General features: G+C 56.3%; 14 protein-coding genes. 1 reads left to right on the top strand and 13 read right to left on the bottom strand.

Annotated elements, in window-relative coordinates:
• Window positions 1-193: 193 nt before the first annotated feature.
• The 11 genes from RUESEDTHA_RS07640 to RUESEDTHA_RS07590 form a co-directional block, all read right to left on the bottom strand.
• Window positions 194-1072 carry a CopD family protein gene (locus RUESEDTHA_RS07640; RefSeq protein WP_180885789.1) on the bottom strand — a complete coding sequence of 293 codons (879 nt, stop codon included), beginning with the start codon at window positions 1070-1072 and terminating at the stop codon, window positions 194-196.
• Window positions 1069-1413, bottom strand: coding sequence for a copper resistance CopC family protein (locus RUESEDTHA_RS07635; protein WP_255431646.1), 345 nt, complete (start codon window positions 1411-1413; stop codon window positions 1069-1071). Before RUESEDTHA_RS07635 ends, RUESEDTHA_RS07640 begins: the two co-directional genes overlap by 4 nt.
• 12 nt (window positions 1414-1425) lie before the next feature.
• Window positions 1426-1890 carry a cytochrome c gene (locus tag RUESEDTHA_RS07630; RefSeq protein WP_180885787.1) on the bottom strand — a complete coding sequence of 155 codons (465 nt, stop codon included), beginning with the start codon at window positions 1888-1890 and terminating at the stop codon, window positions 1426-1428.
• Window positions 1890-2144: a DUF411 domain-containing protein gene (locus tag RUESEDTHA_RS07625; protein WP_255431653.1), complete on the bottom strand. Its 255-nt coding sequence runs from the start codon at window positions 2142-2144 to the stop codon at window positions 1890-1892. The genes RUESEDTHA_RS07630 and RUESEDTHA_RS07625 overlap by 1 nt, the downstream gene beginning before the upstream one ends.
• 1514 nt (window positions 2145-3658) lie before the next feature.
• Window positions 3659-5161, bottom strand: a complete 1503-nt coding sequence (locus RUESEDTHA_RS07620) for a mannitol dehydrogenase family protein (RefSeq protein WP_180885785.1) — start codon at window positions 5159-5161, stop codon at window positions 3659-3661.
• Window positions 5161-5934, bottom strand: coding sequence for an L-iditol 2-dehydrogenase (locus tag RUESEDTHA_RS07615; RefSeq protein ID WP_180885783.1), 774 nt, complete (start codon window positions 5932-5934; stop codon window positions 5161-5163). The genes RUESEDTHA_RS07620 and RUESEDTHA_RS07615 overlap by 1 nt, the downstream gene beginning before the upstream one ends.
• Window positions 5931-6935 (bottom strand): ABC transporter ATP-binding protein, encoded by a 1005-nt coding sequence (locus tag RUESEDTHA_RS07610; protein ID WP_180885781.1) that lies wholly within the window; start codon window positions 6933-6935, stop codon window positions 5931-5933. The genes RUESEDTHA_RS07615 and RUESEDTHA_RS07610 overlap by 4 nt, the downstream gene beginning before the upstream one ends.
• A gap of 12 nt (window positions 6936-6947) precedes the next feature.
• On the bottom strand, window positions 6948-7778 hold the full coding sequence (locus tag RUESEDTHA_RS07605) for a carbohydrate ABC transporter permease (protein WP_180885779.1): 831 nt from the start codon (window positions 7776-7778) through the stop codon (window positions 6948-6950).
• A 12-nt stretch (window positions 7779-7790) separates the two neighbouring features.
• Complete coding sequence (locus RUESEDTHA_RS07600; protein WP_180885777.1) at window positions 7791-8657, bottom strand: carbohydrate ABC transporter permease; 867 nt, start codon at window positions 8655-8657, stop codon at window positions 7791-7793.
• A 108-nt stretch (window positions 8658-8765) separates the two neighbouring features.
• Window positions 8766-10067 carry a sugar ABC transporter substrate-binding protein gene (locus RUESEDTHA_RS07595; RefSeq protein ID WP_180885775.1) on the bottom strand — a complete coding sequence of 434 codons (1302 nt, stop codon included), beginning with the start codon at window positions 10065-10067 and terminating at the stop codon, window positions 8766-8768.
• A gap of 95 nt (window positions 10068-10162) precedes the next feature.
• Window positions 10163-11188, bottom strand: a complete 1026-nt coding sequence (locus tag RUESEDTHA_RS07590) for a LacI family DNA-binding transcriptional regulator (protein ID WP_180885773.1) — start codon at window positions 11186-11188, stop codon at window positions 10163-10165.
• Between the two features lie 121 nt (window positions 11189-11309).
• On the opposite strand from RUESEDTHA_RS07590, the gene xylB reads away from it, so the two are divergent.
• Window positions 11310-12746, top strand: a complete 1437-nt coding sequence (gene xylB, locus RUESEDTHA_RS07585) for a xylulokinase (RefSeq protein WP_180885771.1) — start codon at window positions 11310-11312, stop codon at window positions 12744-12746.
• Window positions 12747-13434: 688 nt separating this feature from the next.
• On the opposite strand, the gene RUESEDTHA_RS07580 is transcribed toward xylB, so the two are convergent.
• Both RUESEDTHA_RS07580 and RUESEDTHA_RS07575 read right to left on the bottom strand, forming a co-directional pair.
• Window positions 13435-13833: a cupin domain-containing protein gene (locus RUESEDTHA_RS07580; RefSeq protein WP_180885769.1), complete on the bottom strand. Its 399-nt coding sequence runs from the start codon at window positions 13831-13833 to the stop codon at window positions 13435-13437.
• Between the two features lie 58 nt (window positions 13834-13891).
• On the bottom strand, window positions 13892-14752 hold the full coding sequence (locus RUESEDTHA_RS07575; RefSeq protein WP_180885767.1) for a phosphoenolpyruvate hydrolase family protein: 861 nt from the start codon (window positions 14750-14752) through the stop codon (window positions 13892-13894).

The following is a 14752-nucleotide window of genomic DNA, read 5'->3' as shown; positions in this document are numbered from 1 at the left end:
CATACACTTGGTGAGATAGACACTGCGCGAGCACGCCCGCTTTGGACTCGAAGCGGTCATTCGCTCCACTCGGCATGAGTATCCGCTTCGCGGACGCAGCGGTCATTGGCCTGCTGATACTAAAGGACCGCAGCCCATCCTAAACGGACATTCGTAACAAAACTTTGCAGTTTCGGCTTCGGATCATTGCCCGTTAGAGATTGATGGGAGGTGTCGTCACACTGGTTAGCGTCGCCGTTGCAAGCAGGATCAGGACAACAGCCAACATCTCCATCGAAATCGACCGTCGGAGCGCGATAGTCGCATCATGCTGCTCAGCCCCGAGAGCCGGAACGAGTTTCAACTTGTTCAGCGCCGCGATGCCAAAAAGGGCGGAAACGATCACGACCTTGACCAAAAGCACCAATCCATAAGCCGTCCCGAACAAGGCGGCCACAGAACCCGAAAGCAGCCATGCGAGCGCTGCGCCCGCAACAATCAGGATGGCTACTCCGTAAGCAGCGACACTGCCAAAGTGGTGAAGTAGATCGGCCCCGGTTGGGGTGAGTGCCGCTTTGCGCAAAGGCAGGAGAGCGCCGACCCAAAACGCGGCAGCCAGCAGATGCAGAACCAGTAAGACTTCGAGAAGCCCCCTGGGCTCTCCGAGGGAGTGTCCCACCTGGGCAAAGGAAATCGCAATGGCAAGGCTGCCCGCCAAAGCGATCCATTGCCCGACGCGGGGAAGCAGGATTGCCAATATCGCAAGTTCACCCACCCCTCGCCAAATAGCGGCGGTGCCAAGCGGACTGTCCCAAACAAAACCAAGCATCATTGGGTCCGTCGCGCCCTCAAAGCCCATTCCGGATATCCGCGCCGCCCTGATGCCGAAACTCAAAGCCAGAACGGCGAGACCGAGAAGCGCCGCACCGACCGCGAGGTGACGTGCAAGGCGCAAAACGGTCGCCTCGGCGCGCTTGGCAAAGAGGACCGTGAATAGGACGCTACCCATCGCCAGCAGCGCCGCACCGTAGCCAATTGCCTTTGCCAAAATGGCCAAGACGACGACACCATCTATAGGGGAGAGTCCGGTCACTCAGCGACCGTGAAAGAAAAGCTGCCCTGCATCGGGTGACCGTCTGAAGCCATACCTCGCCAGTCGAAGCGGTAGCTTCCGGGTGCAAGCTCCTCCAAAGGCATAGCCCGGAATTCCGTGGTGGGGTCCATGCCCGTTTCGCGTTCAATTTCGACGTCGTCATCGTGTGAGGTCAACGCGACCGAGATGATACGCATCGGATCATCGAACCGTATGGTAAGCTCCGGCACATCCGTGACAGACGCGCCGTCAGCCGGTGTCGTTGCTTCCGACTTTGAATGTGCGGCCGCAAGCATTGGAGCCATTGCCACGACCAAGCCGACAAGAGTTTGTTTGATCATCTGAGTTGTCCCCTATTCGGATTGGGCATTCAGTTCATCGTGGTATTCACGAAGATCATCGGGCCAGGTTGATTTGATAAAGGACAGCACCGCGATGATTTCGTCATCGCTGAGCACGCCTTCATAGACCGGCATACCAGTTGCGGGCGCGTTCTCCATCAGCCCGGCCAGGCCAAATTTGGTCAATTTGAAGAGTGTTTCATCATCGTGGTGCCACGTGTGCCCTGTGGCGTCATGCGGCGGTGCCGGTAGCAAACCATCCTCGCCGCGTACCCGCCAGTTTGGCTGTCCTTCAAGGTTCTCACCGTGGCAGGTAGCACATTGGTCCGCGTATATATCTTGGCCGAGGGCGACCAGTTTGGCGTTATCCGGTGTCAATAGACCGACCGCTTCGGAGGGCTGGGCCAGAACGAAAGCTACGGCGAAACCGGTGAGCGCAAGCCCACCGGTGACCAAGAGTGTTGTGTGCCCAGGCATCAGGTATCGAATGGCTGCGCGGTGCCCGCGCGGTAGTATACCGTACCGGCCCCAGCCTCTCCCCCAAATGCAATGACGTCGTAACGGGCGGATGGATCGTCGCCCATACCAGGGGAGCCCATTGGCATGCCAGGAACGGCAAGCCCTGTGATGCCAGGCCGATCCCTCAACACGGCTTCCAATGCTTCGAACGGCACATGGCCTTCAAAGACATAACTATCGGCTTCAATGGTGTGACAGGATGCGAGGTTCAGCGGGATAATCGCGTATCAACTCCTATTGCTTGCTTGCTAAGTGCAAGGTTCTCCAGATAAGTGGATTGCCCTAGCTTATCGAAGTATTCACGCAGATTGCGCCACTCACCCTCCTCCGCTCAGTCTTCCTGCTTCTCCGTCCAATCAAGACAGGAAGGTAGTCGTCTTTCATGCCTTTAATGCAGCGCTTGTAGCACGGCGTCGCTGACGGAGGACCTGCAAAGAAAGCGATCCATGTCTATTACCCCATCTTTTGTTTCATGCCCCGCGTGTGGCAATGATTCCTCTACCGAAGCAACAAGAAATTCTGTTCGGCAAGCTGCCGCAAAGCCAGCTCACAGCGGGACCGTCGAAAGCAGCGACCAGCCAACGCGGCTAACAGTCGCTCGATCAGACGAAAACAACATGAGATATTCGAACTGGCCGATAGGATGGCAGAGACACTCTATACAATGCCACCTGGGCAACGTCTGGGTTACATCAAAGAAATCGTTCAGCTTGCCAGAAGCGGGCGCTGCCCGCAGGTTCGCAAAATCCTGACCAACCCAGACTTGATCCTCCCGAACCCAGACAAGAAGCAATTGTTTTGTAGCGGTTGCCGCAGCTATTGCACGATCTCGCAAGCTGCTGATCGATACTGTCGCAACTCTTCATGGAGTGCTGGAGTTGCTGAAGTGGTGCGAGGCGAAGTTCCGGACCCTCCCACAGGTGAAGTCACCGCTGACGTTGCCTTGGCTGCTTGAAATGACGGGTAGTTTTGGGGTCGCAAATATCAGAGGTCATATCACTATACGAGCACCTGCAATCTCCCCCTTTGCCCTTGGCGAGTTGGAGGGAAGCCGGAGCGATCTACGGGGACCCCTTTTGCTTCAATGTGAGTACCCGCACTGGAACCGCCTGTGCGTGGGGTCTCCACGCTACCGTAGTACAAACCGTAGTACACGACGCGCCTGTTGACCTTGGCTTGGCTGTCGCGATACCCCTTACTTTGCTGACGGGAGACCCAAAGAAGGTGCCTGTAACGGGAATAGAACCGGAGACACAGCTTCTCCTGGGCACCATAAGTCCTGAAAAACAGTCGTTTTATCAGTGCGATAGGGTAAGTTCGGCTTTTTCTATCTACCCTATTGAACACCCTCCATTTGTTGCTTGATATCTGTTGGGGGTTAGGCACTGCAGGTTGTTGTCTCATTGGGAGGCACGGATGATATTGGCTCACTGATGGACGATTCCCGTGCCGACAAGAAATTGCAGACTTGTATCCATTAATTGTTCACTGACTGGTCACAACGCACAGCAGTCACTGGCCAAACCAATTAGATGTCCGCTTCGAGCCCAAAGGCGACAATAACGAGCGGTGCAATACCTGACAAAGTGGGCGAAAGTGGACAATCGCTGCAAGTACATTGACAGAGGCTCAAGTAACACAATTAAGCCGACGCCCTATTATTGACCATCGGAAAGTGAATAGCGTATCGAAAACTGATCCAGACTTGCGGCGAAAGTTAATATGATTACCCGGTCAGAGCGACATAGTCAGCTATTGCTCTCCGACTGCCACTCTGCCAGATCGCCGTCATCCACGCGGTGAAGGCTTCAGAAAACTGTTTGCTTATGTTCGACGTACCATAATACTGACGTTGGTTCAGCCAAAGTTCCGGATCGGCTTTGGACGCCAGTGCCGTCTTTTGAAGCTCTTCCCAATGCGGGTCGTTCGGGGCAATTTCAGAGCCGTCTTCACGAATGCCAACACACATCCTACACCAAAACGCTTCAGCCAATGCCAGCCCATCTATGGAAGACCCGGATTCAACCGCATTGCGCAAAGATGGGTGCAAGAAAACCGGATGTCGGGAAGATCCGTCAAATGCGACCCGGCGTGTTGTGTCGTTGACTGCACTGTTGGAAAATCGTTTCTTTACCAATTCGAGATATTCCTCCCCGGTCGTCCCGGGTACAGCGTGGACGTGAGGTAGAATTTCTTTCGCCTGAACTTTCTCAAAAAAAGCCAGGATATCTTCGTCCAGCATGCAATCTGAAATTGTCGGAACACTCAGAACTTCCCCGACATTTGCGAGCAGTTGGTGCCCCCCGTTTAAAACCCGCAGTTTCATGACCTCATAGCTGTGGACGTCGTGGGTGAGCGTGACACCCACTTGTTCCAAAGGGGGGCGCCCGGCACAGAAGTCATCTTCGATCACCCATTGGCGAAAATTCTCGTGTGAGACAGGAGCGCGGTCGTCGATGCCAAGCGCGAGGCTTTGCGAGACCACTTGGTCCGTTGTCGCGGGTACGATGCAATCCACCATCGAATTCGGGAACGCGCCGTGTTCATCAATCCACTTGGCCAGATCAGGGTCGGACATACGCGCCAAACCAACAATACTGTCGCGCAAAATCCTGCCATTGCCCTGAAGGTTGTCGCAGCTCAGCGCAGTAAAGGGCCTGTGGTCGTTCGCCCGGCGCTGCTTTAGCGCCGCTACAATGGCACCAAAAGCCGTGCGAGGCTGGCCCGGATTCCTTGCATCATGGCGAATATCTTCGTGATCCGTGTCGAAGGCTCCGGTGTTAACATCCAGAAAATACCCGCCCTCAGTAACCGTCAGTGACACAATCCGGATGGATGGGTCAGCCAGCTTACGGATAAGGGCAGCGTTGTTGTCCTCAATCGGCAGGTAGTCGATCATCGGGCCGATCACCTCGGCGGATGTTCCTTGCGGGTCGAGTTCGATCAAAGTAGTCAGGCAGTCCTGCTCCAGCAGCCGCTCGCGCATCACGGCATCATAATTTCGCACACCAGCTCCGATGATGGCCCAATCGCGGGCCTGGCCCTGCTGCATAAGCTGATGAATGTACCAAGCCTGATGGGCGCGGTGGAAATTACCAAGCCCGATATGGACGATGCCCGGCGTCAGGTCCGAACGTTGATAAGCAGGGGTTCTCACAGTCGCTGGCAGGTCTGTAAGCCTGTCGCGCCTGAGCAGGATCGGAGGGGGTGAATCTGCCACAGGGGTCATCAGCTCATCCAATTTCCACCATCAACATTGTAGGTCTGGGCGACGATGTACTTGGCCTCGTCCGAAGCTAGAAACACCGCCATCCCGGTTAGGTCTTCGGCCCGGCCCATGCGGCCATAGGGAACGGTCGCCGCCACTTCGCGTTTCTTCTGGCCGGGTGGCTTACCTTCGTACCGGGCAAAGAACGCGTCGACGCCGTCCCAATGTTCACCATCCACCACGCCCGGCGCGATGGCGTTCACATGGATACCATGTGCTATCAGGTTAAGCCCCGCCGACTGGGTCAAAGAGATGACCGCCGCCTTGCTGGCGCAATAGACACCAACCAGCGGCTCGCCCCGTCGCCCGGCTTGCGAGGCCATGTTGATGATCCGCCCCCGAATCCCGTGTTCAATCATGTGCCGCGCCACCGCTTGCATCGTGAACAGCGTGCCCGACACGTTGATGTCGAACACGCGGCCATAGTCAGCGCGGGTGATCTCGGTGATCGGAGCGGCGGTGAAGATCGCCGCGTTGTTGATCAGGATATCTATCGGGCCGAACTGCGCCGCCGTTTGCGCGACAGCCGCGTCAATGCTGGGCTGGCGGGTCACGTCCATTTCCACGGCCATTGCCGCGTCTCCGATCTGGCTGGCCGCGTCTTTGGCCCGTGCGATGTCGATGTCGGCGATCGCGACGCGCGCACCTTCGGCCACATAGGCTTGGGCAAAGGCCAGACCAATGCCACGCGCAGCCCCGGTGATCAGGGCGGTTTTTCCCGCAAGCCGTTTCATTCGATCCGCAACCCCTGGGCGTCGAAGCGATGGATCACATCTGCGCGCGGGGTCAGGTGAATGCGGTCCCCGTGGCGGAACCCGACCTCGCCATCGGCGCGCACCGTGATCGTCTCGGCCAATCCGGTGTCGTGGACGTGGAAGAAGGTGTCCGAGCCCAGATGCTCCGAGACGCTGACAACCCCGGACCACTCGCCCTCGGTCTCCGAAACAGCGATATGTTCCGGGCGGATGCCGATGGTTTTCGCGCCATGTTTTGCGGCCTCTTCGCCCTCAATGAAGTTCATTTTGGGAGAGCCAATGAAGCCCGCAACAAACAGGTTGCGTGGTGTCCGGTACAGCTCCAGCGGGCTGCCGACTTGTTCGATCACCCCAGCCTGAAGGACGACAATCTTGTCGGCCATGGTCATGGCTTCGACCTGATCGTGGGTCACGTAGATCATGGTGGTGGCGAGGCGTTCGTGTAATTCGCTGATCTCTAGACGCATACCGACCCGCAGCGCTGCGTCGAGGTTTGACAGAGGTTCATCAAACAGAAACGCCGCCGGTTCGCGCACAATAGCACGCCCGATGGCGACCCGCTGACGCTGTCCACCGGACAACTGGCCGGGGCGACGGTCCAGATAGTCGGTCAGGTTCAGGACGCTGGCAGCACCTTCGACCCGCTTGTCGATCTCGGCCTGATCCAGTTTTGCCATCCGAAGAGGAAAGGCGATGTTTTTGCGCACGGTCATATGGGGGTAGAGTGCATAGGACTGGAAAACCATCGCCAGACCGCGCTTGGCGGGTGGCACGTCGGTGGCGTCCGATCCGTCAATGTCGATGGAGCCCGAGGTGATATCCTCCAACCCCGCGATCAGACGCAGCAGGGTGGATTTACCGCAGCCCGAAGGGCCGACGAAGACTGTGAACTCGCCATCTTCAATGGTCAGGTCCAGTGGCGGAATGACCTGCACATCGCCGAAGCTTTTGGTCACGGACTTGAGTTGGATGCGTCCCATGTGTCGTGTTCCTTATTTCACAGCGCCGAAGGTCAGGCCGCGGACAAGTTGTTTCTGGCTAAACCAGCCAAGGATCAGGATTGGTGCGATGGCCATGGTCGAGGCAGCGCTAAGCTTGGCAAAGAACAGGCCTTCGGGGCTGGAATAGCTAGCGATGAATGCCGTTAGCGGAGCCGCATCAACTGCGGTCAGGTTGAGCGTCCAGAACGCCTCATTCCAGGCCAGGATGAAGTTCAGCAAGACGGTCGAGGCGATGCCGGGGATAGCCATGGGGGTCAAGACATAGAGGATTTCCTCTTTCAAAGTCGCCCCGTCCATCCGCGCAGCTTCCAGAATTTCCCCCGGAATTTCGCGGAAATAAGTGTACAGCATCCAGACAATGATCGGTAGGTTGATGAGCATCAGGACCACAACCAGCCCGCCGCGCGTATCCAAAAGCCCCAGCCGAATGAACAGCAGGTAGATCGGATAGAGAACGCCAACCGCTGGCAGCATCTTCGTGGACAGCATCCACAGCAGGATGTCTTTGGTGCGTTTCGAGGGCACGAAGGCCATGGCCCATGCGGCCGGCACGGCTATGATCACACCCAGAAGAGTCGAGCCCCCGGCGATAATGACCGAATTCCACAAGAACCGCATATAGTCCGAACGTTCCTGCACGATGGCATAGTTTTCCAGCGTCCAGTTGAAGTTCAGGAACAGCGGTGGGCTGGCGATCGCCTGTGCCTCGGTCTTGAAGCTGGTCAGGATGGTCCAGAGGATCGGGAAAAAGATCAGCAAACCAACACCCCAAGCGAAGGCGGTGTTCAGCGATTTGCGGCGGGTTGTGACGACGCGGGTCATAGTCGTTCCTCCTCACGCGTCCAGGTTCTTGCCGACGATGCGCATCAGGAAGATCGCAACGATGTTGGCTAAGATGATTGCATAAACACCTCCGGCCGATCCGAGGCCAACATTCTGGCTTTCCAGCACACGCTGGAAGATCAGGTAGGTAAGTGTTCGGGTGCCGAATGCTCCGCCGGTGGTTACGAATATCTCGGCGAAGATCGACAAAAGGAAGATCGTCTGGATCAGGATCACGATGGTGATCGCGCGGCTCAGATGAGGCAGGATGATGTGGTAGAACCGCTTTAGAACCGGCGCGCCGTCCATCTCAGCCGCTTCCAACTGCTCACTATCCAGCGATTGGATTGCGGTTAGCAGGATCAGGGTCGCAAAGGGCAGCCACTGCCAGGACACAATGATGATGATCGAGGTCATCGACGCCTCGGACAACCATGAGATCGGCTCGGCCCCGAAAAAGCCCCACAGATGGGCCAACAGGCCGTTGACCGGGTCCATGAACATGTTCTTCCAGACCAGAGCGGACACGGTGGGCATGACAAAAAAGGGCGCGATCACGAGAATGCGGACAATGCCTTGGCCCCACATCGGCTGGTCCAGCAGCATCGCCAAAAGGATGCCCAAGATTACGGTGATGATCAGAACGCCTCCGACGATCACCAGCGTTGCCTGAACTGCGGGCCAGAAGGAACTGGATGATACGAACCGAACGTAGTTGTCTATTCCAACCCAGCCCAGATCCCCACCGCGCAGAGGCAGATATTTCTTGAAGGAAAAATATAGCGTCATCGTCAGCGGCACGAGCATCCAGCCAAGTAGCAGGACCACAGCAGGTGCCATCATCAGGCGAGCAACCGAGCGGGAATGTTGAGTTGCCATAACGCAAACCCTCTTTTTTCAGGCGTAGCGTAGCCTGCGAGAAAAACGCGAGTCGTGGAAGAGAATAGCGGGGGGCATCAATGCTGCCCGCCCGCCGGGGAGGAGGCCTTAGTACCCTGCGGCTTCCATTTCTTCGGCTGTGAAAGCCTGCGCTTTGGCCAGCGCTTCCTCAACCGTTTGCTGTCCGGCATAGACGGCTGAGAACTCCTGACTGACTTGCGTCGCAATACCTGCAAATTCCGGGATCGCCGCAAACTGAATGCCGACATATGGCACCGGCTTGACCGTCGGGTTGTTCGGATCAGCCGACAGGATCGAGTCCAATGTCATCTTGGCAAATGGAACCTTCTGGTATTCCGGATTCTCGTACAAAGAAGATCGCGCGCCCGGTGGGACATTTGCCCAGCCTTCGTTTTCTGCGACCAACTCGATGTAGTCTTTTGAAGTGGCCCATTCGATGAATTGCTTAGCTGCGTCTTCTTGCTGCGTACCGGCCGGGATGGCCAGTGCCCAAGCCCAAAGCCAGTTGGAGCGCTTGCCTAATCCGGTGTCGGGTGCCAGAGCAAAACCAACGCTATCCGCAACGGTCGAGTCATCCGGGTTAGTCACAAATGACGCCGCAACAGTGGCGTCGATCCACATGCCGCATTTGCCCTGTTGGAACAATGACAGGTTCTCGTTGAACCCGTTGGTCGCATAGCCTGCTGGACCGGATTCTGTCATCATTTCAACGTAGAAATTCAGCGTGTCGGACCATTCGGGCTGATCAAACTGGGGTTTCCAATCTTCGTCGAACCAGCGTGCGCCGAATGAGTTGGACATGGCCGTGATGAAGGCACCACCTTCACCCCAACCGGCTTTACCGCGCAGGCAGATGCCGTTGATGTCAGCGTCCCGGTCGGTCATGGCCGCTGCGGCCTCTTTAATGAATTGCCAGCTTGGCGCTTCGGGCATTTCCATGCCTGCTTTTTCCATCAAGTCGGTGCGATACATGATCATCGAGCTTTCGCCATAAAACGGCGCCGCGTAGAGCGTTCCGTCATGGCTTAGACCGCCCGACATAGCGGGCAGGATGTCACCGACGTCATATTCCTCTGACAAACCATCCAGCGGAACCAGCCAGCCGTTCGCACCCCAGATCGGGGTTTCATACATGCCGATCGTCATGATGTCGAACTGACCACCCTTGGTGGTGATGTCGGTGGTCACGCGCTGGCGCAAAACGTTCTCTTCCAGCGTCACCCATTCGACTTCAACGCCCGTCGCTTCGGTGAATTTGTCGGTATAGCCCTGCATCCGGATCATGTCGCCGTTGTTTACGGTTGCGATCGTTATGGATTGTGCGTGGGCCGCTGCCGTTGCGACGAAAGTCAGCGCAGTCGCCGCACGAAGTGCGTGTTTCAAGTACATCCCTGTCCTCCCTGAGCTTGGATGCTGTGCAGAGAGCCTAGTTGAAGATTTGTCGCGCCGTCAATAAAAACTTTACGCGCGTTAAATTTTAGTTGTTATGCAGATTCCCTTAAGACCAACCGTGCTGGAAAGAGGGTTTCTGTCCGTTTCTCAAATTTCCCACCGTTTTCAATAAGTTCAAAAAGCGTTTCGACGCTTCGCGCCGCCACATTATCATAGTCATGCGCGGCGGTTGTCAGTGAGGGACATGTGAATTTTGCGAACGGATGATCGTCGTTCGACGCCACCCGCAATGCACAACCGTCTTTCCGCCCAACGCGAATCCCCTCCTCGAAACACGCCGCCAGAAAACCGATGGCCAACCGGTCATTGCTGCACAGGACAGAATCCGTGCGCAGCTTGCGTTCACCCAAAATCTTGAGCGCACCCTTTCGGCCAATCTCTTCAAAGGCCCAGCCCGTGCCTTCAATTTTGATCACATGAGGCTCAAAACCCAGCCGGTCCATTACGTCGACATAAGCCTTGCGCCGCTTGTTGGCATTGGGGTTCGCAGGCGTCCGCATTTCGAAGAACGAAGGCGGCTCACCCGTGCGGGTCATATATTCAACGGTCTGAGACACAAAGCTGAAATTATCGGACCCAATAAACGCCGCGCCCAATCCGTCAAGGTTACTGTCAAACAGGACTGTCGGGACTCTGGCGCAGAATTTCTCGATTGCTGACTTGTCTGAGATACGTCCCAAAGGCGCCAACAAAACGCCTGCGGGCTTTAAAGATTGCAAGCCGTCCAGGATTTCATTTTCCAGCTTTTGTTCGCCATGAGAGCTGAACAGAAACGGGCGGTACCCCGCCGCGATACAGCTTTGCTCTAGATACCGAGCGATTTCAGCGAAAAACGGATCGGCTAGGTAAGGCACGACGATGCCTATATTCTTGGTTAGTTTGCGGTTCTGGTTCACTGCATAGATGTTTGGGCGGTAGTCAAACCGCTCCAACGCCTCTTCTATCCGAGCCCTCGTCGTCGGGCGGACACTGTCTGGATCGTGGAAATACTTGGATACCGTTGGCCGCGAGATACCGCTAAGGGCCGCGAACTCTTCCATGTTCTTTATCTTGGTCATACCTGTCTGCCTGCCGACCTGAGCCGCCTTGATCTTATCCTATTTTTACATATTCTTTGCGCGCGCGAAAAAGATCAATAGAAAGACAAGTTTCGAACTTTTGTGCAGGCAAGGGGTTTGAATGTATCTCGGGATCGACATCGGAACGTCTGCGGTCAAACTTGTCTGCGCAGACACTGATCGAATTCTGGCGACGTCCTCTATAGGGATAAAAACGTCCTCACCGCAGCCCGGTTGGTCAGAGCAGCACCCGGATCTTTGGTGGCAGGCGACGCGCGACGCCTTGGGTCATCTTTCTGGGCAAATTAGTCTGTCCGAGGTGAAAGCAATTGGGTTGTCAGGCCAGATGCACGGGGCCGTTTTGCTGAACCGTTATTTGCGCCCAATCCGCCCGGCAATCCTGTGGAATGACAGCAGGGCAGCGCAAGAGTGCGATGAATTGCGTTCGGCCTTGCCTCAGATTGGTCAAATCGCGGGCGTCCTCCCTTTGCCCGGCTTCACCGCACCCAAGATTGCATGGCTAAAACAGCATGAACCTAGGTATTATGCCCAACTTGCCCATATTCTGCTGCCCAAGGACTATGTCGGGTTGCGCCTGCATGGGGAATTGGGAACCGATACGTCCGATGCCGCCGGAACATTGTGGCTAGATCAGGTGTCGCGTGACTGGCACGCCGGTATCGTCGAAGCCACTGATGTTGCAGGGGATTGGTTGCCACAGATATTCGATGGCCACAATTGCGTTGGAGCCGTAACAACGCAAGCGGCAACTGAGACCGGCTTGAAACCCGGCACGCCAGTCGTTGCCGGAGGTGGAGATGCAGCAACCGGAGCAGTATCTTTGGGCGCCACCGAAACGGGGCGCGGGTTTATCTCTCTAGGAACGTCCGGCCAGTTGTTCGTGGCGGACCAGGCTTACAAGCCAAACCCCGAACGCTATGTGCATGCTTTTGCGCACACTTTGCCCGACCGTTGGTATCAAATGGCAGCGATGCTGAACGGCGCAAGGCCGATTTCATGGATAGGTGGGCAGTTGGGACTGTCCGCAGCCGAAGTTGTTGCACTTGCCGAAACGGTCAACGGGGACCGTGTACCAATTTTTCTGCCCTATCTGACAGGGGAACGCAGCCCTCATGGCGACCCGCATATCCGAGCCTGTTTTTTTGGCCTGGAGGATTCCACAACTCGCGCAGACATCTGCCGTTCCGTGGTCGAAGCGATTGCTTTCTGCTTTGCCGATGCGGCACAGAGTTTCGGTGACAGTATTAAAGAATTGCCGGAACTCGCAGCGATCGGAGGAGGCAGCAAGTCAGATTTTTTGCTGGATATGATCGCGTCGGTTACTGGAAAACCCATTGTTCGCTCAGAGGACGCGGATTCCGGTCCGGCCTGTGGCGCGGCGCGATTGGCAGCCTGTGGCGACGGCGCATTGAGCATGACCGATCTCGCGCTTCGTCCGTCAGCTGTCAAAATGTTTGAACCCTCTGACCTATCAGAAATGTTCGAACGGTTATTGCGGTTTCGCAGGCTTTATTCTGCGGTCAGAGCAGTCAACTAATTGTCTGCGCGTTGGATGCAGACATCGGCTAAACGAGAAGCTAAAGCATGTTTTGACTGCGATCTGTAAATTTGGCGGTCCTCAAAACTTGCGCTGGCAGCGAATGTCGACAATGCGGGCGTAGGCGAAGCAATTCTGCACCTCACCAAATCACTTGTTTTGGGCCGTTGTTGTCTCCGCTGCCCTTTGGCCGAATTGTGGCGTCGTCCGCACAGCGACCTTGTGCACATGCGGCTATTGCTGACTTAGCAGCTGCTTGCATTTCCAGATTGCGGATCACCGTGCTGCTATTTCGAGTCAAAGCCGGTCATTCATGGTCCGTTCCGAATAGTGTAATGAAGCCTTTCTGCGGTGACGGGCTTTTCAATTTGGGAAATGAGGCAGGCGAGCCATGCAATTCTCGTTCTCGCTGTATTGCAGTGCGCCGTCATAACCACTAAACCGCAATTCGGCAGACACAGGTTGACAGAACAACCCAGTCCTGTCAGCACCTGTAGGTGCACAGGTTCCAATCTCCATTTGGCCCTAGTGACCCGGCAACGGACACCCAATTGAGCAGCTCTGATCTTGCCCAAGAAAGAACCCAGGCTTCCCGTCACCATCCTGCGTCTGGCCAGACTGCCAAGTCTAGAATTTTTGGGTAGCGTGCACATGTGATTGTAGTTGGCGCTTTGTTTTTTGTACGGATTTACCGCAGACCGTTCCAAGGCGCCTGATCCGCGACGTCTTCGATTTCGTACCCCATTTCTCCGACGCATGGTCCCAAAATGGCCAGAAGCGTTGCATCATGATCGCCGACGTTAAAAGTGGCGTGGACCACGTCTGCGCCGATAAAAACCGAATCCCCCGGCCCCATCTCGCGCTTTTCCTCACCAAGCCATTGCTCGACCTTGCCTGCGACGCAATAGATAACCTCTTCCTGATCGGGGTGCTTGTGAAAATCGTGGCCATGCCCCGGTGCAAGGCTGACCTCAATCACAGTGAGTTGCCCAGCACCTGTTGCGGGTGGATTGCTCATCCACTTCAACTTGCCCCAATCAAGCGTTTCCTGCGGTGTCTCCGCCGACAGCATGAATTTTCCGATCATCCCAATTCTCCGGTAGTGTTTTGGTTACGAAATAGTTCTGAACCTTGTCGCTTTGCAGTCAAGCGACGCCTTTGGAGCGTTCTGCACCCCGCCGCAGGTTGCCGAACTCGGCGGTCTGGGCTGTGATCGCCCGTTCGGTCGGCAGACGCTCCATTGATGATGCACCGTAAAAACCGTGGCAATCCGGGCAGAGGTCAAGGAACCTCTGTGCATCCTCCGGCTCGGCTAGCGGACCGCCATGGCAGATAAAGATCAGGTCATCGCGATAGGTCCGCGCCGCTGCTGCCCATTCGTCGTAAAGCCGCGCACATTCTTCGATGTCGGGTGCGCTGTCGCCTGCTCCGATTGATCCGCCTGTGGTTAGGCCGAAATGCGCCACGATCACATCCGCGCCCGCCTTGGCCATCTCGGCGGCGTTGTCGGCACTGAACACGTAGGGCGTGGTCAACAGATCGCGCTCATGAGCCTTTGCGATCATCTCGACCTCCATGTCATAGGACATGCCCGTAGCCTCAAGTTCGCGCCGGAAGCGGCCATCAATGATGCCGACGGTGGGAAAGTTCTGCACGCCCGCGAACCCCATTGCCTCCAGATCATCCAGAAACTTGTCCATCAAACAGAACGGGTCAGTGGCGTTTACCCCTGCCAGAACAGGGGTGTTCTTGACGACCGGCAGAACTTCGCGCCCCATGTCGACGACGATCTCATTAGCGTTACCGTAAGACATGTACCCCGCCAGCGACCCGCGACCGGCCATGCGATAACGGCCCGAATTATAGATGACGATCAGGTCGATGCCGCCAGCCTCTTCACATTTGGCGGACAGACCGGTGCCCGCTCCGCCCCCGACAATGACCTGATCTGCTGCTATTTTGGCCCGCAGGCGGCCAAGGATTTCTGCGCGTCCTGTGACTGCCAT

The sequence above is a fragment of the Ruegeria sp. THAF57 genome (assembly GCF_903914075.1).
Lineage (GTDB): Bacteria > Pseudomonadota > Alphaproteobacteria > Rhodobacterales > Rhodobacteraceae > Ruegeria.
This window is presented reverse-complemented; position numbering and strand designations above follow the sequence as displayed.